The sequence below is a fragment of the Micromonospora sp. NPDC048871 genome (assembly GCF_043198155.1).
Classification (GTDB): Bacteria; Actinomycetota; Actinomycetes; order Mycobacteriales; family Micromonosporaceae; genus Micromonospora.
This window is the reverse complement of the sequence record NZ_JBICUM010000002.1, coordinates 642,415-660,591: the sequence shown is the minus strand read 5'-3', so window position 1 is coordinate 660,591 and position 18,177 is coordinate 642,415. Positions and strand designations below refer to the sequence as shown.

The 18,177-nt window shown below is 69.5% G+C and carries 19 protein-coding genes and 1 tRNA gene; 12 read left to right on the top strand and 8 right to left on the bottom strand.

The features are described from left to right. Together ACGFIK_RS07540 and ACGFIK_RS07535 are read right to left on the bottom strand one after the other, a co-directional pair. On the bottom strand, nt 1-870 hold an 870-nt coding region (locus ACGFIK_RS07540; protein ID WP_393338278.1), incomplete at its 3' end, for a hypothetical protein. Between the two features lie 32 nt (nt 871-902). Beyond that, nucleotides 903-979: transfer RNA gene (locus ACGFIK_RS07535), tRNA-Leu, on the bottom strand. Between the two features lie 105 nt (nt 980-1,084). Between ACGFIK_RS07535 and ACGFIK_RS07530 the strand changes: the two genes are divergently transcribed. From ACGFIK_RS07530 to polA, 11 genes are all read left to right on the top strand, one after another. Continuing rightward, complete coding sequence (locus tag ACGFIK_RS07530) at nt 1,085-1,705, top strand: response regulator (RefSeq protein WP_327024931.1); 621 nt, start codon at nt 1,085-1,087, stop codon at nt 1,703-1,705. A 53-nt stretch (nt 1,706-1,758) separates the two neighbouring features. Next, complete coding sequence (locus ACGFIK_RS07525) at nt 1,759-2,910, top strand: hypothetical protein (RefSeq protein WP_327024932.1); 1,152 nt, start codon at nt 1,759-1,761, stop codon at nt 2,908-2,910. A 273-nt stretch (nt 2,911-3,183) separates the two neighbouring features. Next, a complete protein-coding gene (locus ACGFIK_RS07520; protein ID WP_327024933.1) occupies nt 3,184-4,347 on the top strand; it encodes a branched-chain amino acid ABC transporter substrate-binding protein in 1,164 nt (387 codons plus the stop codon). A 102-nt stretch (nt 4,348-4,449) separates the two neighbouring features. After that, the gene (locus ACGFIK_RS07515; protein ID WP_327024934.1) at nt 4,450-5,403 is read left to right on the top strand and encodes a branched-chain amino acid ABC transporter permease; all 954 of its coding nucleotides are present in this window, start codon (nt 4,450-4,452) and stop codon (nt 5,401-5,403) included. Next, the gene (locus ACGFIK_RS07510; protein WP_327024935.1) at nt 5,400-6,509 is read left to right on the top strand and encodes a branched-chain amino acid ABC transporter permease; all 1,110 of its coding nucleotides are present in this window, start codon (nt 5,400-5,402) and stop codon (nt 6,507-6,509) included. The genes ACGFIK_RS07515 and ACGFIK_RS07510 overlap by 4 nt, the downstream gene beginning before the upstream one ends. Beyond that, the gene (locus ACGFIK_RS07505) at nt 6,502-7,350 is read left to right on the top strand and encodes an ABC transporter ATP-binding protein (protein ID WP_393338275.1); all 849 of its coding nucleotides are present in this window, start codon (nt 6,502-6,504) and stop codon (nt 7,348-7,350) included. The genes ACGFIK_RS07510 and ACGFIK_RS07505 overlap by 8 nt, the downstream gene beginning before the upstream one ends. Continuing rightward, on the top strand, nt 7,334-8,050 hold the full coding sequence (locus ACGFIK_RS07500; protein WP_327024936.1) for an ABC transporter ATP-binding protein: 717 nt from the start codon (nt 7,334-7,336) through the stop codon (nt 8,048-8,050). The genes ACGFIK_RS07505 and ACGFIK_RS07500 overlap by 17 nt, the downstream gene beginning before the upstream one ends. Before the next feature lie 33 nt (nt 8,051-8,083). Next, the gene (locus ACGFIK_RS07495; RefSeq protein ID WP_357529799.1) at nt 8,084-8,995 is read left to right on the top strand and encodes an ABC transporter substrate-binding protein; all 912 of its coding nucleotides are present in this window, start codon (nt 8,084-8,086) and stop codon (nt 8,993-8,995) included. 1 nt (nt 8,996) lies between these two features. Next, nucleotides 8,997-9,977 carry an amino acid ABC transporter permease gene (locus tag ACGFIK_RS07490; protein WP_327024938.1) on the top strand — a complete coding sequence of 327 codons (981 nt, stop codon included), beginning with the start codon at nt 8,997-8,999 and terminating at the stop codon, nt 9,975-9,977. A 53-nt stretch (nt 9,978-10,030) separates the two neighbouring features. Next, a complete protein-coding gene (locus tag ACGFIK_RS07485) occupies nt 10,031-10,783 on the top strand; it encodes an amino acid ABC transporter ATP-binding protein (protein ID WP_393338554.1) in 753 nt (250 codons plus the stop codon). A gap of 173 nt (nt 10,784-10,956) precedes the next feature. Further along, the gene (gene polA / locus ACGFIK_RS07480; protein WP_327024940.1) at nt 10,957-13,656 is read left to right on the top strand and encodes a DNA polymerase I; all 2,700 of its coding nucleotides are present in this window, start codon (nt 10,957-10,959) and stop codon (nt 13,654-13,656) included. 140 nt (nt 13,657-13,796) lie between these two features. Here the strand turns inward: polA and ACGFIK_RS07475 are convergent, their stop codons facing one another. Next, nucleotides 13,797-14,144 (bottom strand): MerR family transcriptional regulator, encoded by a 348-nt coding sequence (locus tag ACGFIK_RS07475; RefSeq protein ID WP_327024941.1) that lies wholly within the window; start codon nt 14,142-14,144, stop codon nt 13,797-13,799. 267 nt (nt 14,145-14,411) lie between these two features. Here ACGFIK_RS07475 and ACGFIK_RS07470 point away from each other — a divergent pair, with 267 nt between their 5' ends. Next, nucleotides 14,412-15,002, top strand: a complete 591-nt coding sequence (locus tag ACGFIK_RS07470; RefSeq protein WP_327024942.1) for a hypothetical protein — start codon at nt 14,412-14,414, stop codon at nt 15,000-15,002. 24 nt (nt 15,003-15,026) lie between these two features. On the opposite strand, the gene ACGFIK_RS07465 is transcribed toward ACGFIK_RS07470, so the two are convergent. From ACGFIK_RS07465 to ACGFIK_RS07445, 5 genes are all read right to left on the bottom strand, one after another. Continuing rightward, nucleotides 15,027-15,776, bottom strand: coding sequence for an SDR family oxidoreductase (locus ACGFIK_RS07465; protein WP_327024943.1), 750 nt, complete (start codon nt 15,774-15,776; stop codon nt 15,027-15,029). 124 nt (nt 15,777-15,900) lie between these two features. Further along, nucleotides 15,901-16,323 carry a DUF3140 domain-containing protein gene (locus ACGFIK_RS07460; RefSeq protein ID WP_327024944.1) on the bottom strand — a complete coding sequence of 141 codons (423 nt, stop codon included), beginning with the start codon at nt 16,321-16,323 and terminating at the stop codon, nt 15,901-15,903. Continuing rightward, a complete protein-coding gene (locus tag ACGFIK_RS07455; protein ID WP_327024945.1) occupies nt 16,310-16,528 on the bottom strand; it encodes a DUF2945 domain-containing protein in 219 nt (72 codons plus the stop codon). The genes ACGFIK_RS07460 and ACGFIK_RS07455 overlap by 14 nt, the downstream gene beginning before the upstream one ends. Before the next feature lie 50 nt (nt 16,529-16,578). Beyond that, on the bottom strand, nt 16,579-17,181 hold the full coding sequence (locus ACGFIK_RS07450; protein ID WP_327024946.1) for a Uma2 family endonuclease: 603 nt from the start codon (nt 17,179-17,181) through the stop codon (nt 16,579-16,581). Between the two features lie 61 nt (nt 17,182-17,242). Next, nucleotides 17,243-18,049 carry a class I SAM-dependent methyltransferase gene (locus tag ACGFIK_RS07445; protein ID WP_327024947.1) on the bottom strand — a complete coding sequence of 269 codons (807 nt, stop codon included), beginning with the start codon at nt 18,047-18,049 and terminating at the stop codon, nt 17,243-17,245. Between the last annotated feature and the right edge of the window lie 128 nt (nt 18,050-18,177).

The following is an 18,177-nucleotide window of genomic DNA, read 5'->3' as shown; positions in this document are numbered from 1 at the left end:
CCGGCCGGGGCCCCCGCGGGGGCCCCCCCGCCCCCCCCCCCGCCCCCCGGCCCCCCGGCCCCCCCCCCCCCCCCCCCGCGCGGGGCCCCCCCCCGCCCCCGCCCCGCCGCCCCCCCCCCCCCGGGCCCCCCACGACTTGGGGCCGACATGGCGGTCCAGGGCGGCGACCGCCTCCCGTCGGGCCACCGAGAGGCTGTTGCGGCGGTTCATCCTCCAGGCGATGCCGAGCAGGTCCAGCGCCCACTGGCACAGGCCCATGATGTCGGCGGACTCATTGACGAACATGTAGCGGGGATAGGCGTACCGCCGCCCTCTGACGGTGACCCGGTTCGAGACCCGGCAGCCGTCGGAGTGGAAGAGTCCTCGCAGAAAGTCGCCCGGCATCAGGGTGACGAGGTGCTCCTGCCAGCCGTCGAGAGCGATCATTCGTTCGTGTTTCTTACCGGGGCCGTGCTGCGGCAGCAGACAGGGCCAGTGTGTGCCGTAGCTCTGCACCCTGACGCAGCCCGGCTGCGGCACCCGCTGCACCCTGCTGGCCAGCACCTGGAGCATGGCCGTCTCGCAGGCCTCGATCAGCCCCGGCCAGGCGTTGCTGCACGCGATCCGCAGCACCGGCACGCGTACGGAGGTGGCTAGGTGGCCGTCGCCGAGGTAGAGACCGAGCAGATAGGCGTACGCGGTCGGTATCTCGACCCCGGCCCGGCACCGGAAGCAACGAAAGGCGCTGACCAGTGTCTTTGGTACGGCCTGACTCCGGCACCATTGGCGCACGGTGGCGTAGGGCAGACCGAGCCGGCGGGCGACCTCGGCGACGGTGGCGCCGGCCTGATGCATCGCCCGCGCCTTGGTCTGCAGGTCAGGAGGGTGCACGCCGCCATCATCGGAGGTCCGTGCGACATTTCTGGTGTCCCCGGTGGGATTCGAACCCACACTGTCGGAGGTTTGAGCTCCGTTTCTCTACCGATTGGAATACGGGGACAATCTGCTCAACGCCTGTCGCGTCGACCAACAGGGTACCCACTACGCTAGGGACGGCGACACCCGGTACCGCGGGTGTCAGGGCTCAGACTGGTGGGAGTGGCTCGTGGCCGAGACGCAGACGGATGCCGCGCGCAGGCGGGTACTGATCGCCGAGGACGAGGCACTGATCCGGCTGGACCTGGCCGAGATGCTGGCCGAGGAAGGCTACGAGGTGGTCGGGGAGGCCGGTGACGGCGAGACCGCCGTCCGGCTGGCCGAGGAGCTCAAGCCCGATCTGGTGATCCTCGACATCAAGATGCCGATCATGGATGGGCTGGCCGCCGCCGAGCGGATCGCCGGGGCCCGCATCGCTCCGGTGATCATTCTGACCGCCTTCAGCCAGCGGGATCTGGTCGAGCGGGCGCGGGCCGCCGGTGCGATGGCCTACCTGGTCAAGCCCTTCCAGAAGAGTGACCTGGTGCCCGCGGTGGAGATCGCCCTGTCCCGCTACTCGGAGATCGCCGCCCTGGAGTCCGAGGTCGCCGGGCTGACGGACCGGTTGGAGGTCCGCAAGACCGTCGAGCGGGCCAAGGGCGCGCTGATGACCACCTACAACATGACCGAGCCCCAGGCCTTCAAGTGGATTCAGCGTACGGCGATGGATCACCGGATGACCATGAAGGAGGTCTCCGAGCGGATCCTCGCCGAGACCGCCGGTGGTGAGGTGACCCAGCCGGCTCCCTGAGTCGGTTGCTCGACGGGCACGGCTAGCGGTCGGCGTCGATATAGCATCGGGCCGTGGCGATCCGGCGGTGCAGTGCGGTCGTCGCCGCCGTCGTGGTGGCGGTGGCCGGCTGCTCGCCCTCGGATGCCCCGCCCGCGCCGCCGGAGCCGCTGCGCCCGGCCTGGCAGGCGGTCGTCCTGCCGACGAGTTCCGAAGCCGGCCGGGTGCTGGTGCGGGACGCGACCGTCTGCGGCGGGCGCTGGTACGCCGTCGGTGCGGTCGTCGATGCGGCGGGGCGGAGGGTCCCGGCCGCCTGGACCACGATGGACACCTCGGTCTGGTCACCGGTCCGGCTGGTGTCCTCAAGTGTGTACGGTGCCCGGCACCTGCTCTACGCGGTGGCCTGCCGGGAGGCCCGGTTGGTGGCCCTGGGCGCGGCCAGCGGGGGCGCGCACGGCAATCCGCGGGTGGCCAGTTGGCTCTTGCATCCCGACGGGGTGTTGCGCGAGACGGCGGCGGGGTTCGAGTTGTTCGGCGGGCCTCGGGCGGTGAGTGTCTCCCGGGTGGCGGTCGGGCCGCTGGGTTGGTTGCTGGTGGGAGCCCGGGTGACCGGGGCGGCGGTGTGGAGTTCGCCGGACGGGGAGCGCTTCGCGGTGCACGAGGGGTTGCCGGAGCTGGCCAGTGACGACCGGGGCCGGACGGTGGCGTACGACGCGGTGGCGGTGCCCTCGGGTTGGCTGGCGGTGGGTGCGGTGCTGGTGCCCGGTGCGGTGCCGGTGGCCTGGAGTTCGCCGGACGGGCGGGTGTGGCGGCGGGTGCGACTGCCCGGTGTGGAGGGTCCGGGCCAGGCCCAGCGAGTGGTCACTGTGGGCGGTGCGGCGTTGGCGGTCGGCCCGGTTCGTGATGGCTTCGGGGCATGGGAGTGGGGTTCGGCGGGTTGGCGGTGGGTTGGCGGCTTCGGTGCGGGTGGTCGGGGGGCGGGATCGGTGCGTGCGTTGGTGGCCTCGGCCGACGGGGTGGTGGCGGTGACCATCGACGCTGATGGTCACCGTCTGTGGTGGTCGGACGATGGTGGTGGGTCGTGGGGTCCGGTCGCCCTGCCGATTGCGGTGCCGTCGGGGGAGACGGCGCTGGTGGTGGCGCTGGAACCAGGTCGGCTTATGGTGTTTGCGGACGCGGGAGGCGGGTCACGCGCCTGGTGGGCACACCTTTCGGCGGGCCGCTGAAGGAAGATCACCAAGCAGTGGGTCTTGCCGATAAAACGAAGGTGAAACAGCCTCGGAGCTGATCAATCAACGGTGCCCTCTTACAGCGATCGCACCCTATCCGCCACGGCGTGTAACGGTTCGGTCAACGGCCCCTTCCGGGTCTTACGTCACGCCTGCACGGTGGGATAACGTCCGGCCCCAGACCGGCGACGACGGTCTGGTTCGTCCGCCCCCGCAATGGCCAATTGGTAGCGGGTGGTTCGGGCCATGGGACTGAGGAGGGTTCGGGCCTTGAGGCAGAAGCTCGCACGTTTGGTCGGTGGGGTGGCGATCGCCGCGCTCGCCCTTGGCGGTACGGCCGCCTGCAAGTCTGACAGTGGAACCGACGAGGCCAGCGCCGACGGCTGCGGCAGCAAGATCGCCTTCTTCGGCGCGCTGACCGGCCCGAACGCGGCGCTGGGCATCAACATGAACGGTGGCGTCAAGCTCGCCGTCGACAAGTACAACAAGGAGAACGCGGACTGCCAGGTGACCCTGGTGCCGCTGGACTCTCAGGGTAACCCGGAGCAGGCGCCGGGTCTGGCCCAGCAGGCGATCGACGACACCAAGATCCTCGGTATCGTCGGTCCGGCGTTCTCGGGTGAGTCCGAGGCCGCGAACCCGCTGTTCTCCGAGGCCGAGCTGGTCCACATCACCCCGTCGGCGACCCGGCCGAGCCTGGCCGACCAGGGCTGGAAGACCTTCTTCCGGGCGGTCGGTAGCGACTTCAGCCAGGGCCCGGCCGCCGGTCGGTACATCAAGGACGTGCTGAAGGCCGAGAAGGTCTTCGTCATCGACGACCAGTCCGCGTACGGCGCCGGTCTGGCCGACGAGGTCAAGAAGGTCCTCGGCGCCGCGGTCGTCGACAGCGACAAGGTCCAGGGCGACGGCAAGCAGAACGACTTCTCGGCGACCGTCACCAAGGTCCGGTCCTCGGGCGCGACCGCGATCTTCTACGGCGGCTACTACCAGGAGGCCGGCCTGATCCGCAAGCAGCTCACCGCTGCCGGCGTCAACGCCGTCCTGGTCGCCGGTGACGGCGTCAACGACGCCGCCTACATCGAGGGCGCCGGTGCGGCGGCGGCTGAGGGCACCATCCTCACCTGCCCCTGCCAGCCGGCCACCGAGGCGCGCGGCAGCTTCGTCGAGGACTTCAAGGCCCTCAACGGCAGCGACCCGGGCACCTACAGCGACACCGCCTTCGACGCGGCGAACATCCTGCTCGCCGGTATCAAGGCCGGTAACACCACCCGCACCAAGATGCTGGAGTTCGTGAAGGGCTACAGCGGCGAGGGTGTCGCGGCGAGCTACAAGTTCACCGAGACCGGTGAGCTCGACCCGGCTCAGGTGAAGGTCTGGGCGTACAAGGTCGTGGGCGGCAAGGTTGTTCCGGACCAGGAGGTCCCGAAGGCCTGACCGGTCCCGTAACGGTTCCGCTGTGATCGTGGGGTGCGGCCGGGGAGCACCTTTCCCGGCCGCACCTTCACTGTCTCCCCTTCCTGTACGGAGTGCCCTTCCTTGAACTTCAACGCCCTATTCTCCGATTTCGGGGGATATACGATAACCGGGCTGACGGTGGGCGCCATCTATGCCCTCGTCGCGCTGGGTTACACGCTGGTCTACGGCGTGCTGAGACTCATCAACTTCGCTCACTCCGAGGTCTTCATCGCCGGCGCCTTCGCCGCCATCTGGGGTTGGGCCGCACTCGGTCTGGGTCGTGACTCGGTAGCCACCGGCTTCGGCTCGATCCTGCTTTATCTTCTGGTCGGTGCACTGATAGCGGCGGCGGCGTCCGCTGCTACCGCGACGGTGGTCGAACGGGTGGCGTACCGGCCGTTGCGTAAGCGCAACGCCCCACCGCTGGCCTTCCTGATCACCGCGATCGGCGCCTCGATCGCGATCGCCGAGGCGTTCGGTATCTACACCCGGCGGCTTCCGGTCGGTGCGCCCACGATCGTGCGGCCCGACCTCGTGCTGTTCGAGGTCGCCGGTACGGAAGTGACCATGGTGCAGGTGCTGGTCATCGTCTCGGCGCTGGCGATGATGGTGGCGCTGGACCTGTTCATCAACCGCAGCCGTATCGGTCGGGGCATCCGCGCGGTCGCGCAGGACCAGAACACCGCGGCGCTGATGGGCATCAACAAGGACCGGATCATCCTGGTGGTCTTCATCATCGGTGGTGTGATGGCCGGTGTCGCCGGGATGCTCTACGACATTCGGATCGGCACCCTGACCTACAGCGTCGGCTTCCTGCTCGGGCTGAAGGCGTTCACCGCGGCGGTCCTGGGCGGCATCGGCAACCTGCGCGGTGCGCTGGTCGGCGGACTGCTGCTCGGCCTGGTCGAGAACTACGCGTCGGCCCTGTTCGGCGCGAACTGGAAGGACCTGGTCGCCTTCGTCGTCCTGGTCGTGCTGCTGATGTTCCGGCCGACCGGTCTGCTGGGCGAGTCGTTGGGGAGGGCCCGCGCATGACAAGCGTGAGGGAATGGATCTACTCAGGTCGCCAGGCGGTGGGTGAGCGCTGGCACAACGCGCCCCGCTGGATGCGGTGGGCTGTCATCGCGGCAGTGATCGTCTTCTTCTACGCTCTGCCGAACCGGGAGTTCTACCAGTGGCTCGGGCCGATCCCGACCACCGGGTCGAACTTCGGGCAGGTGCTCTTCACCATCTCCATCTACGTGCTGCTCGCGGTCGGGTTGAACATCGTGGTCGGTTTCGCCGGCCTGCTCGACCTCGGCTACTTCGGCTTCTTCGCCGTCGGCGCGTACACGGTGGCGGTGCTGACCTCGCCGAGCAGTGATCTCAAGAGCCTCTGGCCGTGGCTGTTGGCCCTGCCGGTGGCGCTCGTGCTCACCATGATCTCCGGCGTGATGCTGGGTACCCCGACCCTGCGGCTGCGGGGCGACTACCTGGCCATCGTGACCCTCGGCTTCGCCGAGATGATCCGGGTGGCGGCGACCAGTTCCGAGTTCCTCAAGGGACAGCGGGGCTTCAACCAGATCCCGCACCCGCCGGGCAGCTACTCCGACGGCAAGCCGATCTTCGGTGTGCTGGACCCTCGGCCGTACTACTGGCTGGTGCTCACCCTGATCATCCTGGTGGTCCTCGGGGTGCGGAACCTCAACCGCAGCCGGGTCGGCCGGGCCTGGATCTCGATCCGGGAGGACGAGGACGCGGCGCAGCTGATGGGTGTGCCGACGTTCAAGTTCAAGCTCTGGGCGTTCGCCTCGGGTGCGTTCATCGGTGGTCTGGCGGGGGCGCTCTTCGCCGGCAAGCAGAACTTCGTCAGCTCGCAGAACCTGGAGCTGCTCAACTCGATCATCATCCTGGCCGCGGTCATTCTCGGCGGCTCGGGCAACATCGTCGGCGCGATCGTCGGTGGTGGCCTGGTGGCGTACATGATCGAGCGGTTCCGCGGCATCGAGTTCTTCGGCATCGAGCTGTACGAGTACCGGTTCATGTTCTTCGGCCTGGTGCTGGTGGTCATGATGATCTTCCGGCCGCAGGGACTGATACCGAACCGACGACGGGCGGCGGAGTTCAAGGATCGTCGCAAGGAGGTGATCGTCGGTGGGTGAGACCGTGCAGAAGCCGACCGTTCCTGAGCAGGCCGGCGCCCCGGCGGTGGAGTCCACCGCCAAGCGGGAGCCGTTGCTGGAGGTCGACCACGTCACGCTGCGTTTCGGCGGCGTGGTGGCCCTCAACGACGTGAACTTCACCCTCTACAAGGGTGAGATTCTCGGGCTGATCGGCCCCAACGGTGCCGGCAAGACCACCTGCTTCAACGCGATGACCGGCATCTACCAGCCCTCCGAGGGTGAGATCCGGTTCCGGGGCGAGCGGATCACCGGCAAGAAGAAGCACCAGATCACCAAGATGGGCATGGCGCGGACGTTCCAGAACATTCGCCTGTTCCCGGAGATGACCGCGCTGGAGAACATCCAGGTCGGCGCGGACGCGCACCACAAGACCAGCGTGCTGTCCGCGCTGTTCCGGTTGCCCCGGCACCGCCGGGAGGAACGCGACGGGCTGGAGAAGGCCGAGCGGCTGCTGGACTTCGTCGGTATCCCGCACCGGATGCACGACGCCGCCCGCAACCTGTCGTACGGCGAGCAGCGTCGGCTGGAGATCGCCCGGGCACTGGCCACCGACCCGGTACTGCTCTGCCTGGATGAGCCGGCTGCCGGCTTCAACCCGGCGGAGAAGGAGGAGCTGCTCCAGCTCATCCGCAAGATCCGGGACCAGGGCGTCACCGTGCTGCTCATCGAGCACGACATGCGTCTGGTCATGGGTGTGACCGACCGGATCGTGGTGCTGGAGTTCGGAAAGAAGATCGCTGATGGGCTCCCCGCCGAGGTGCGTGAGGATCACCGGGTGATCGCGGCCTACCTGGGGGTGCCGGATGACGACGCTGCTTGAGATCGAGGACGTCAGTCTGCTCTATGGGCGGATCAAGGCGCTGCACGGCATCAGCCTGACCGTCAACGAGGGCGAGATCGTGGCCCTGATCGGTGCCAACGGCGCCGGCAAGTCCACCACGATGCGGGCCGTCTCCGGCATCCGGCCGATCGCCTCCGGGCGGATCATGTTCAACGGTGAGGACATCAGCAAGCTCCGGGCCGACCTGCGGGTGCGGCGTGGGCTGTGCCAGGCACCCGAGGGCCGGGGCATCTTCCCCGGCATGACGGTGATGGAGAACCTGGACATGGGTGCCTACACCCGCCGGGACCGCAGCGAGGTGGCCAAGGATCTGGCCAAGGTGCTGGAGCTGTTCCCCCGGCTGGCCGAGCGGCGTAAGCAGGTCGGTGGCACCCTCTCCGGGGGTGAGCAGCAGATGCTGGCGGTGGGCCGGGCCCTGATGAGCCGACCCAAGCTGCTGCTGCTCGACGAGCCGTCGATGGGTCTGGCGCCGATGCTGATCCAGCAGATCTTCAGCATCATCACGGAGATCAACCAGCAGGGCACCACGATCCTGCTGGTGGAGCAGAACGCACAACAGGCTCTGGCTCGGGCGCATCGCGCGTACGTGCTGGAGACCGGCCGGATCGTCAAGGAAGGCACCGGCGCCGACCTGCTGCACGACCCGTCGGTCAAAGAGGCCTACCTCGGCGTGGCCTGAACGGCCGTCACCCCTCTTCGCAAGGAGTACGACATGTTCAACCTCAAGGGTCGTCGCCGGGCTGTCATCGGTGTCGCCGGTGCGGCGCTGCTCACCCTCTCGATGGCGGCCTGCGGCGAGCAGGAGAGCTCCGACGAGCCCGGTTCCGGTCCGTCGGTGAGCGCGGCGCCGGACAACGATCTCGCCGCCAAGGTGCCCGACGCGATCAAGGCCGATGGTGTGATCAAGGTCGGCACCGACGCGACGTACGCCCCGGCGGAGTTCCTGGACACCGACGGTCAGACCGTGATCGGCTTCGACGTGGAGCTGTTCAACGCGGTGGCGCAGAAGCTGGGCCTGAAGGCGGAGTACGAGTCGGCGCCGTTCGACGCGATCCTGCCGGGCGTGCAGTCCGGCAAGTACGAGATCGGGGTCTCCTCGTTCACCATCAACGCCGAGCGGTTGCAGTCGGTGAACATGGTGAGCTACTTCTCCGCCGGCACCCAGTGGGCCACCAAGGCCGGTAACCCGGCCCAGGTGGACCCGGACAACGCCTGCGGCAAGAAGATCGCCGTGCAGGTCGGCACCGTGCAGCTCGACGACATCACCGCCCGGTCGAAGGCGTGCACCGACGCCGGGAAGCCGGAGATCACCATCGATCAGTACCAGGCGCAGAGCGATGCGACGGCCGCCGTGGTCAGCGGCAAGAACGACGCCATGCTGGCCGACTCGCCGGTCGGGGCGTACGCGGTGAAGCAGAGCAACGGCCAGCTGGAGGTGCTCGGCGACATCTACGAGTCGGCGCCGTACGGCTACGCGGTCCCCAAGGACCAGGCCGCCTTCGCCGAGGTGCTGAAGGAGGCCGTGCAGGCGGTCATCGCCGACGGCAGCTACAAGGCGGCCCTGGAGAAGTGGGGCGTCGAGGGTGGGGCCATCACCACGTCGGAACTGAACCCCGCCAGCTGACATGTCAGTCGACACCGATTCACCCGAACGGGCACGGCCGGAACCCATCCAGGCCGTGCCCGTGCGGCATCCCGGGCGGTGGGTAGCCGTCGCCGTGATCGGGGTGCTGGTCGCCATGTTCGTGCACCTGCTGGTGACGAACGAGGCGTTCAACTGGTCGTTCATGGTCGACAACATGTTCCGGCCGCCGATCATGGCTGGTGTCCGTGGCAGCCTCGCGCTGCTGGTGACCTCCATGCTGATCGGCATCGTGCTGGGCGTCGTCCTCGCCATCATGCGACTGTCCGGGAATCCGATCCTGCGCGGCGTGGCCTGGGCGTACACCTGGTTCTTCCGGGCGGTGCCCCGGCTGGTGCTGGCGATCCTCTTCGGCAACCTGGGCATCCTCTGGGCCCGGATCGAGTTCGGGTTGCCCTTCGACCGGCAGATCGGCGCGCTGTTCGGGGTGCAGGACTTCGAGGCGCGACTGTTCGGCTTCTCGGCGACGGATCTGCTCACCGGTTTCGTCGCCGGCATGTTGGCGCTCGGCCTGTCCGAGGCCGCCTACATGGCGGAGATCGTCCGGGCCGGCATCCAGTCGGTCGACGAGGGACAGACCGAGGCCGCCCAGGCGCTGGGCATGACCCAGGGGCAGATCCTGCGCCGGATCGTCCTGCCGCAGGCCATGCGGGTGATCGTCCCGCCGACCGGCAACGAGACCATCGCGATGCTCAAGGACACCTCGCTGGTGGCCTTCGTGCCGGTCTCCACCGAACTGTTCTTCCAGCTGAGAGCCGTCGGTAGCCGGACCTTCCAGGTCTTCCCGATGCTGGTCGCGGCGACCCTGTGGTACCTGCTACTGAGCAGTGTGCTGCTGGTCGGGCAGTACTACCTGGAGCGACACTTCGCCAGGGGCAGTGGTCGCGCCGGTCAGGCCAAGGTCCGGCTGCGGGGCATGGCGGTCGGTGGCGGCGGCGCCACCGGAGGGGCAGGGGGCGTATGACGCAGGCGAGCGTGCCGGCCCAGTCCGGCGTCCCGGCCTCCGAGTCCGGGCCGATGGTACGAGCCGAACAGGTGCACAAGTCGTTCGGCTCGATCGAGGTGCTCAAGGGCATCGACCTTGAGGTACGCGCCGGGGAGGTGTGCTGCCTGCTCGGGCCCTCCGGTTCGGGCAAGTCGACCTTCCTGCGCTGCATCAATCACCTGGAAAAGATCAACGCCGGTCGGATCTGGGTGGACGGCGACCTGATCGGCTACCGGCAGCGCGGCGGCAAGCTGCACGAGATGCGGGAGAAGGAGGTCGCCGCCCAGCGCCGCGCCATCGGCATGGTGTTCCAGCGGTTCAACCTGTTCCCGCACAAGACCGCCCTGGAGAACGTCACCGAGGCACCCCTGCTGGTGCGCAAGGAGAAGCGGGCCGAGGTCCGCGACCGGGCGGTGGCACTGCTGGAGCGGGTCGGCCTCGGTGACAAGCTGGGCAACTACCCGAGCCAACTCTCCGGCGGTCAGCAGCAGCGGGTGGCCATCGCCCGCGCCCTGGCCATGCAGCCCAAGCTGATGCTCTTCGACGAGCCGACCAGCGCCCTGGACCCGGAACTGGTGGGCGAGGTCCTGGACGTGATGAAGGACCTGGCCCGCGACGGCATGACGATGATCGTGGTGACCCACGAGATCGGCTTCGCCCGCGAGGTGGGCGACTCCCTGGTCTTCATGGACGGCGGCGTAGTGGTCGAGCAGGGCAACCCCCGCGAAGTAATCGCCAACCCGAAACACGACCGCACCAAAACCTTCCTAGCCAAGGTCCTCTAACCCACCACCCACCCCCCCACCCCCCACCCACCCTCTTGACCTGCGTTGATCATGAGGTTGGCGGCAGTAGTTGATCTCCAAGCTGCCGCTAACCTCATGATCAACCCGGGTCGGACGGGGTGGGGGTGGTGGGGTGGGTGGGGGTGTCGGGGGTGGGGGTTAGAGTCGCTGGCGTGACAGCTACGACGCCGCGCCTGCTTCTCGTCGACGGACACTCCCTGGCATACCGGGCCTTCTTCGCCCTGCCGGTGGAGAACTTCTCCACCACGACGGGGCAGCCGACCAACGCGGTGTACGGCTTCACCTCGATGCTGATCAACGTGCTGCGGGACGAGCAGCCCACCCACATCGTGGTCGCCTTCGACGTGTCCCGCCGCTCCTTCCGCACGGAGAAGTACGCGGAGTACAAGGCCGGCCGCAGCGAGACCCCGACCGACTTCAAGGGCCAGGTCAGCCTGGTCAAGGAGGTTCTCGCGGCGCTGCGGATCCCGGTGGTGGAGAAGGAGGGCTACGAGGCCGACGACATCATCGCCACCCTGGCCTGCCAGGCCCGCGACCAGGGCATCCCGGTGCTGATCTCCACCGGCGACCGGGACGCCTTCCAACTCGTCGACGAGCAGATCACGGTGCTCTACCCCCGCAAGGGCGTCTCCGACCTGGCCCGGATGGATCCGGCCGCGGTCGAGGCGAAGTACGGTGTCGGCCCCGGCCGCTACCGGGATCTGGCCGCCCTGGTCGGGGAGACCAGTGACAACCTGCCGGGGGTGCCCGGTGTCGGCCCGAAGACCGCCGCCAAGTGGATCAACACCTACGGCGGGGTGGAGGGCATCATCGCCCGCGCCGACGAGATCAAGGGCAAGGCCGGTGAGAGCCTGCGGGAGCGGCTCGCCGACGTGATCCGCAACTACGAGATCAACTGCCTGGTCGCCGACCTGGACCTGCCGATCCGCCCCGAGGACGCCCGCTGGCAGGGGTGGGACCGGGAGGCCGTACACCAGGTCTTCGACACCCTTCAGTTCCGCATCCTGCGGGACCGGCTCTACCAGTACCTCGACGCCGTCGAGCCGGAGGCCGAGGCGGGCTTCGACCTGACCGGTGAGGTGCTCGCCGCGCCCGGTGCGCTGACCGGCTGGCTGGAGACCCACGCGTCGCCGGGCACCCCGGTCGGGTTGGCGGTCAAGCTGGACACCGGCCCGAACCGGCGGCACACCGCCACCATCACCGGCCTGGCCCTGGCCACCGCCGACGGCGCGGCGGCCTGGTGCGACCCGAGCACCCTCGACCCTGCCGACGAGGCGGCCCTGGCCGGGTGGCTGGCCGACGAGACCCGCCCCAAGGTGCTGCACGACAGCAAGCCGGCCGTGCTGGCCTTCACCGCGCGCGGCTGGTCCCTGGCCGGCATCGCCCGGGACACCCAGATCGCGGCCTACCTGGCCCGCCCCGACCAGCGCTCCTACGACCTGACCGACCTGGCTCTGCGCTACCTGCACCGCGAGCTGCGGGTCGACGCCCCGGAGGACGGCCAGCTCACCCTCGACGGGCTGGGCCCGAACGGCCAGGCCGAGCAGAACCTCATGCTGCACGCCCGGGCCACCCTGGACCTGGCCGACGCGATCGACACCGAGCTGTCCCGCGACGGGGAGCAGTCCGCCCGGTTGATGGCCGAGGTGGAGCTGCCGTTGATGCGGGTGCTGGCCGGCATGGAGCGCGTCGGCATCGCCGCGGACACCGACTACCTGTCCGAGCTGGAGGCGCACTTCGCCGCCGAGGTGAAGGCCGCCGCCCAGGGGGCGTACGGGGTGATCGATCGGGAGTTCAACCTGGGCTCGCCCAAGCAGCTCCAGGAGATCCTCTTCGGCGAGCTGAACCTGCCCAAGACCAAGAAGATCAAGACGGGTTACACCACCGACGCCGACGCGCTGCAGTGGCTCTACGCCCAGACCGAGCATCCCCTGCTGCACCACCTGCTGCGCCACCGGGACGTGGCCCGACTCAAGTCGACGGTGGACGGTCTACTCAAGTCGGTCTCCGACGACGGGCGCATCCACACCACCTTCAACCAGACGGTGGCCGCCACCGGTCGGCTCTCCTCCACCGAGCCCAACCTGCAGAACATCCCCATCCGCACCGAGGAGGGACGGCGCATTCGCCGCGCCTTCGTGGTGGGGGAGGGGTACGAGTGCCTGCTCACCGCCGACTACAGCCAGATCGAGATGCGGATCATGGCGCATCTCTCCGGTGACGAGGCGCTGATCGAGGCGTTCAACTCCGGGCACGACTTCCACGCGGCCACCGCCTCCTCGGTCTTCGAGGTGGCGGTCGCCGAGGTCACCCCGGACCAGCGGCGCAAGATCAAAGCCATGAACTACGGCCTGGCGTACGGGCTGAGCGCCTTCGGCCTGTCCCAGCAGCTCGGCATCACCGCCGAGGAGGCGCGCGGGCTGATGGAGGTCTACTTCGCCGGGTTCGGTGGGGTCCGCGACTACCTGCAGGAGGTGGTCGCCCGGGCCCGCCAGGACGGCTACACCTCCACCATCCTGGGCCGCCGCCGCTACCTGCCCGACCTGGTCAGCGACAACCGGCAGCGCCGGGAGATGGCCGAGCGGATGGCCCTCAACGCCCCGATCCAGGGCTCGGCGGCCGACATCATCAAGGTCGCCATGCTGCATGTCGACACCGCCCTGCGCGACGCCGGGCTGCGGTCCCGGATGCTGCTCCAGGTGCACGACGAACTGGTCTTCGAGGTGGCGCCGGGGGAGCGGGAGACCCTGGAAGAGCTGGTCCGCCGCGAGATGGGCGGGGCCTACCCGCTCTCCGTACCCCTGGAGGTCTCCGTCGGCGAGGGCCGCGACTGGAACAGCGCCGACCACTGATCCGCTGCGGGCGGGGTGGGGGTTCCGGGCAGCCCGACCCGCTCCGGGCGGTCTGGCTTGATCCCTGCGCGGGCCGGGCTGCCCCGCAACCCCGACCTGGTCACCGGTGGTGGGTCGGTGACGGGGTCACCCGAGAGGGACTATCCGACGTCTTCGAGGGCAGCGGCGAGGCGGTCGCGGATGGTGTGCTGTTTTGCGAGTCGGGCATCGAGGGCGGCGAGCCGGGCCCGGGCCACCTGGAGGCCGGCGGGTGACGGCGGAGCCGTGGTCACGTCCCCGTCCAGACAGGGCAGGAAGAAGTCGACATCCTGGAGGGTCAGCCCGGCGGCGAGCAGGTGCCGGATGTTCCGGACCCGGGTCACGGTGCTCGCGTCGTACCACCGGTAGCCGTTGGCGGAGCGGCGCGATTCGATCAGACCGTGCTGCTCGTAGTGGCGCAACGCCCTAGGGGTGCTGCCGGTGGCCCTGGCCAGTTCCCCGATCCGCATCCGTCGACGCCTTTCGTGCCATCCCGCCGACCTGCCGGCTGAGTCCGCCCCGCTGGCTGAGTCCGCCCCGCTGGCTGAGTCCGCCCCGCTGGCTGAGCCCGCCCCGCTGGCTGAGCCCGCCCCGCTGGCTGAGCCCGCGACGGGCGAAGCCGGCGGAGAAGAGCGAGCCTATCGGGACTGACGTATATCGTCCTCGGTGCCCGAGGCGGGGGAGCACGGGGCGCAATCGGGCACCGTTGCGGGTCCTGTGCGGGAAGGCGAGCTGGCATGGGCACCGATATCGCAGGTGGGGTGGAGGTTCGCCCGTACGGTCCGGGTTCACCATGGCTGCTGACCGACCTCAGTCTGGAGGACCTACCTCGTCACTACGATGCCTTCGGGCTGCTGTTCGGGGTACGGAACCACGCCGGGTTCGAACCCGTTGCCCCCGATAGGGGCCTGCCGGAGGACGCCGGCCCGGACCTGCTTGCTCTCCGGTACGACGGCACGCACGATCACACGTGGGTGACCTGGACCGAGTTGGCCCGCATCGACTGGAATGCCCTGGCGCCCCGCGTTGACGACCGGATCCACGAGTACGAGCTGACCAGCGAAGGTCCGCGGTTCATCGGCAAGGCCGGCCACCACGGGCATGCCTGGCGGGCGGTGGCCGGCGAACACGCCGACCCCAGGGGCAGCAGTTATCCGGAGGGTACGCAGTGGCGCGCCGACGATCGGATGTGGCGGGTGGAGCGGCTCCGGCCGGCAGACGTGTTGCGTGTCGATCCGCAGTTGCGCGCGCTCTTCGACACCATGCGCGATCTCGCCGAACGGCATGGCGGCGACAACGTACGGCTGGTGGTCTGGTTCGACAGCTGAGCAGCCGCCGACCGGGCGGGCCGGTCAGCCGATGACCGCCCCGCCGTCGACCGGCAGCACCACCCCGGTGAGGAAGCCCGCCGCCGGCTCACAGAGTCGCCCGATGGCCCAGGCCACCTCCTCGGGAGTTCCGAGGCGGCCCAGCGGCGTACGGTCGATCTGCCAGCGCCGCAGCGCCGCGCGCTGTTGCGGGGAGAGCCCCTGATGTTCGCCGATGGGCGTGTCGATCGCGCCGGGCGCAACCGCGACCACCCGGATGCCGCGCGGCGCCAGTTCCACCGCCCAACTGCGGGTCAGCGAGTCCAGGGCGGCCTTGCCGGCGGCGTACATCGAAGCACCCGGCCAGGCTCGCTGACCGACCGCCGTGGTGACGTTGACGATCACGCCTCGGCTCGCGGCTAACGCGCCGAGGGCGGCGTGGGTCAGGCGGGCCGGGGCTAGCAGGTTGGTGGCGAACTGGGCGTGGGTCGCTGCCTCGTCCAGTTCCGCTAGCGGGCCGGCAGCGGCGATCCCCGCGTTGTTGACCAGCACGTCCAACCGGCCGTACCGGTCCAGAGCGGCGTCGATCACCCGGCGGGGTGCGTCGGCCGCGGTCACGTCGACGGCCAACGGGGTGATCAGCGGGTGACCGGTAGCGGTGTCGGCGAGCGGCGCGCTTCGGCGGCCGACCGCCAGCACCTGGGCGCCGTCGGCGCTGAACCCTCGGGCGGTGGCGCGGCCGATGCCGGTGCCGGCACCGGTGACGACGACGACTCTGCGCTGCACATCGTTCATGCCGTCGATCCTGCGACCCTGCCGTCAGCGGCAAGGTCAAGTGCGCGTCGGCGACCGGCTCGGTGAGGTCGAGGGATCAGCGGCCGGTGGCGCCGTCGAGGAGTTCCCGCCTGCCCGTCAGTCGTCAGGCCGGTCGGGGCCGGCGGGCCTTCGGCGGAGCCCCGTGCCGTTGGAGGGCCTTGCGGGAGGGGCCGCCGGGCGGCGGCAGTTTGGCCTTGACCGGGTCGTGGCCCCAGTTCATCAGGGAGTAGCGCCACCGGGTCGCCCGTACGTCGCCGCTGGGCCGTTGGGCCATGTGGCGCCGGACGTACCCGACGACCTTGCGCATGTGTTTGTAGTCCGCCTCGGTGAGCTGGTCGCGTTTGCGTCGCAGCAGGTCGATGATCCTCCGGCCGGACTGGTGGCCGACCGACTCGCCGCCGCCCTTGTGCCAACCGACCTGTTTGGACTCCTCGGTCTCCAACCAGGTGGACAGCTCACCGGGCTTCATGTTCACCGCCTCGGTGAACTCCCGGTAGGTCTGGTCGGGATCGTCACGACCGCTCACGACGCAACACCTCCGGCCGGTGGGCGACATCTCTGCCCGAGTCGTCGTTGGTGATCCGGTACTGCGGGTCCTCCGGGGAGGCGTTCACCGGGTGTCCTCGGACGTGGGTGCGTTCGGTGAGCTTCTCCTTGACGACCCCGTACGCCCGGCCGCTGTGGCTGGCCCAGGAGACATGGTCGCCGGTGCGGAACTCCGTGTCGGCCATGCCGCCGGGTTACCCGAGGTCGCCGGAGGAAAACGACCAGATGGTACGGGCTACGGGACGATCTCGGCGATCGGCAGTTTGATGTCGAAGGGCTCGGTCAGCTCGATCAGGTCGGCGCTGTCCGCGGCGAGTTCGTACTGCCGCTCACCGCCCGGCCCGATCCGGTCACCGAGCCGGTACGCGTACAGATGCACCGGGTCCTGCTCGATGCGCCAGTAGAACGGGATGCCGGCGGCGGCGTACTCGCCCGGCTTGGCGAACCGGGCGACCCGCCGGGTGCCCGGCGAGACGATCTCCACGGCCAGGACCACGTCCGCAGGCCGGAGCCGGGACCGCTCAGCTGGCAGTCCGGCGCGGTACAGCACCACGTCCGGTTGCCGGCTGGTGTTGTGGCTGAGAGCTACCCCGACCGCCTGGGTGGCGCGCAACTGGGCCGGAGCGTGGGAGTGCAGCCACGAGGTCAGTAGGAACGAGATGTTCTGGTGGCCCAGGGTGGGGGAGGGTGTCACGTGGATGACTCCGTCGACGAGTTCGACACGGGGGGCGTCGTCCGGCAGGGCGAGCAGGTCCTCCAGCGTGTAGTCGGCACGCTGCTGCCGCATCGGATCCGGACACCAGGGGCCAGGTGATGTCGGGATGGGCTCGGCGCTCATGAGGGGAGCGTACCGCCGCTGAAGGCCCTCCAGGTCGCACCAGGAGTGCGGTCTGGCCCGTTCAGTCGGCGGGTTTCTCGCTGACGAAGATGGCGGTGCCGGGGAAGAGGCGGCCCCGCAGCGGGCTCCACTGCCCCCAGATCCCCTCGTGTCCCTCCGGCCACTCCGGTTCCACCAGGTCCAGCAGCCGGAACCCGGCCCCGACCAGCTCGCGGACCCGGTCGCCGAGAGTGCGGTGCTGCTCCACGTAGCTGGCCGCGCCCTGCTCGTCCTGTTCCACGTACGGGCGGGTGTCGAAGTACGAGTGCACCGCGGTCAGCCCGCCCTCGCCCGGGTCGTCCAGAAAGATCCAGCGCATCGGGTGGGTGACCGAGAAGACCCAACGACCCCCGGGGCGCAGCACCCGGTGCACCTCGCGCATCAGGGCCGCCGAGTCGGCGACGAAGGGCACCGCGCCGAAGGCGGTGCAGGCGAGGTCGAAGCTGGCGTCGCGGAAGGGCAGCGCCATGGCGTCGACCTGGGCCAGGGGTACGCGTACCCCGGTGCGCTCGGCGGCCTGGACGGCGTGGCGCAACATGCCGGCGGAGAGGTCCACGGCTACCGGCCAGGCGCCCTCGGTGGCCAGCCAGCGGGCGCACGAGGCGGCTCCGCAGCCGACCTCCAGCACCCGGCGTCCGGCCACCTCGCCGAGGAGCCGGGCCTCGGCCTCGCGCAGCCCCTCCGGGCACCAGACGAAGTCCACCTCGCCGAGGAAGTGTCCGTGTTCGGCCTGGTAGGCGTCGGCGTCGGCGTCCCACCAGTGGCGGTTGGCGCGGCGCGCCTCGGTGTCGTCCACCCGGCGCCGGGTCACCCGGTTGTCGTCGTCCACCCGTTCACGCTAGGCCCCTGGGGTACGCGGGCTCGGGGCGGCCCGGTGCCGGCTGGGGCCCTCCGGGCGAAATCTCCGCTTTCGCGGGTGGTGCGGTGATGAGGAGACGGGAGGGCTTGCACGCTGTG

What these genes read in the sequence shown, in the direction of transcription:
- ACGFIK_RS07510 (WP_327024935.1), top strand. Translation starts at nt 5,400, where the DNA reads ATGACAAGCGTGAGGGAATGGATCTACTCAGGTCGCCAGGCGGTGGGT.
- ACGFIK_RS07500 (WP_327024936.1), top strand. Translation starts at nt 7,334, where the DNA reads ATGACGACGCTGCTTGAGATCGAGGACGTCAGTCTGCTCTATGGGCGG.
- ACGFIK_RS07495 (WP_357529799.1), top strand. Translation starts at nt 8,084, where the DNA reads ATGTTCAACCTCAAGGGTCGTCGCCGGGCTGTCATCGGTGTCGCCGGT.
- ACGFIK_RS07490 (WP_327024938.1), top strand. Translation starts at nt 8,997, where the DNA reads ATGTCAGTCGACACCGATTCACCCGAACGGGCACGGCCGGAACCCATC.
- ACGFIK_RS07485 (WP_393338554.1), top strand. Translation starts at nt 10,031, where the DNA reads ATGGTACGAGCCGAACAGGTGCACAAGTCGTTCGGCTCGATCGAGGTG.
- ACGFIK_RS07475 (WP_327024941.1), bottom strand. Translation starts at nt 14,144, where the DNA reads ATGCGGATCGGGGAACTGGCCAGGGCCACCGGCAGCACCCCTAGGGCG.
- ACGFIK_RS07470 (WP_327024942.1), top strand. Translation starts at nt 14,412, where the DNA reads ATGGGCACCGATATCGCAGGTGGGGTGGAGGTTCGCCCGTACGGTCCG.
- ACGFIK_RS07465 (WP_327024943.1), bottom strand. Translation starts at nt 15,776, where the DNA reads ATGAACGATGTGCAGCGCAGAGTCGTCGTCGTCACCGGTGCCGGCACC.
- ACGFIK_RS07455 (WP_327024945.1), bottom strand. Translation starts at nt 16,528, where the DNA reads ATGGCCGACACGGAGTTCCGCACCGGCGACCATGTCTCCTGGGCCAGC.
- ACGFIK_RS07450 (WP_327024946.1), bottom strand. Translation starts at nt 17,181, where the DNA reads ATGAGCGCCGAGCCCATCCCGACATCACCTGGCCCCTGGTGTCCGGAT.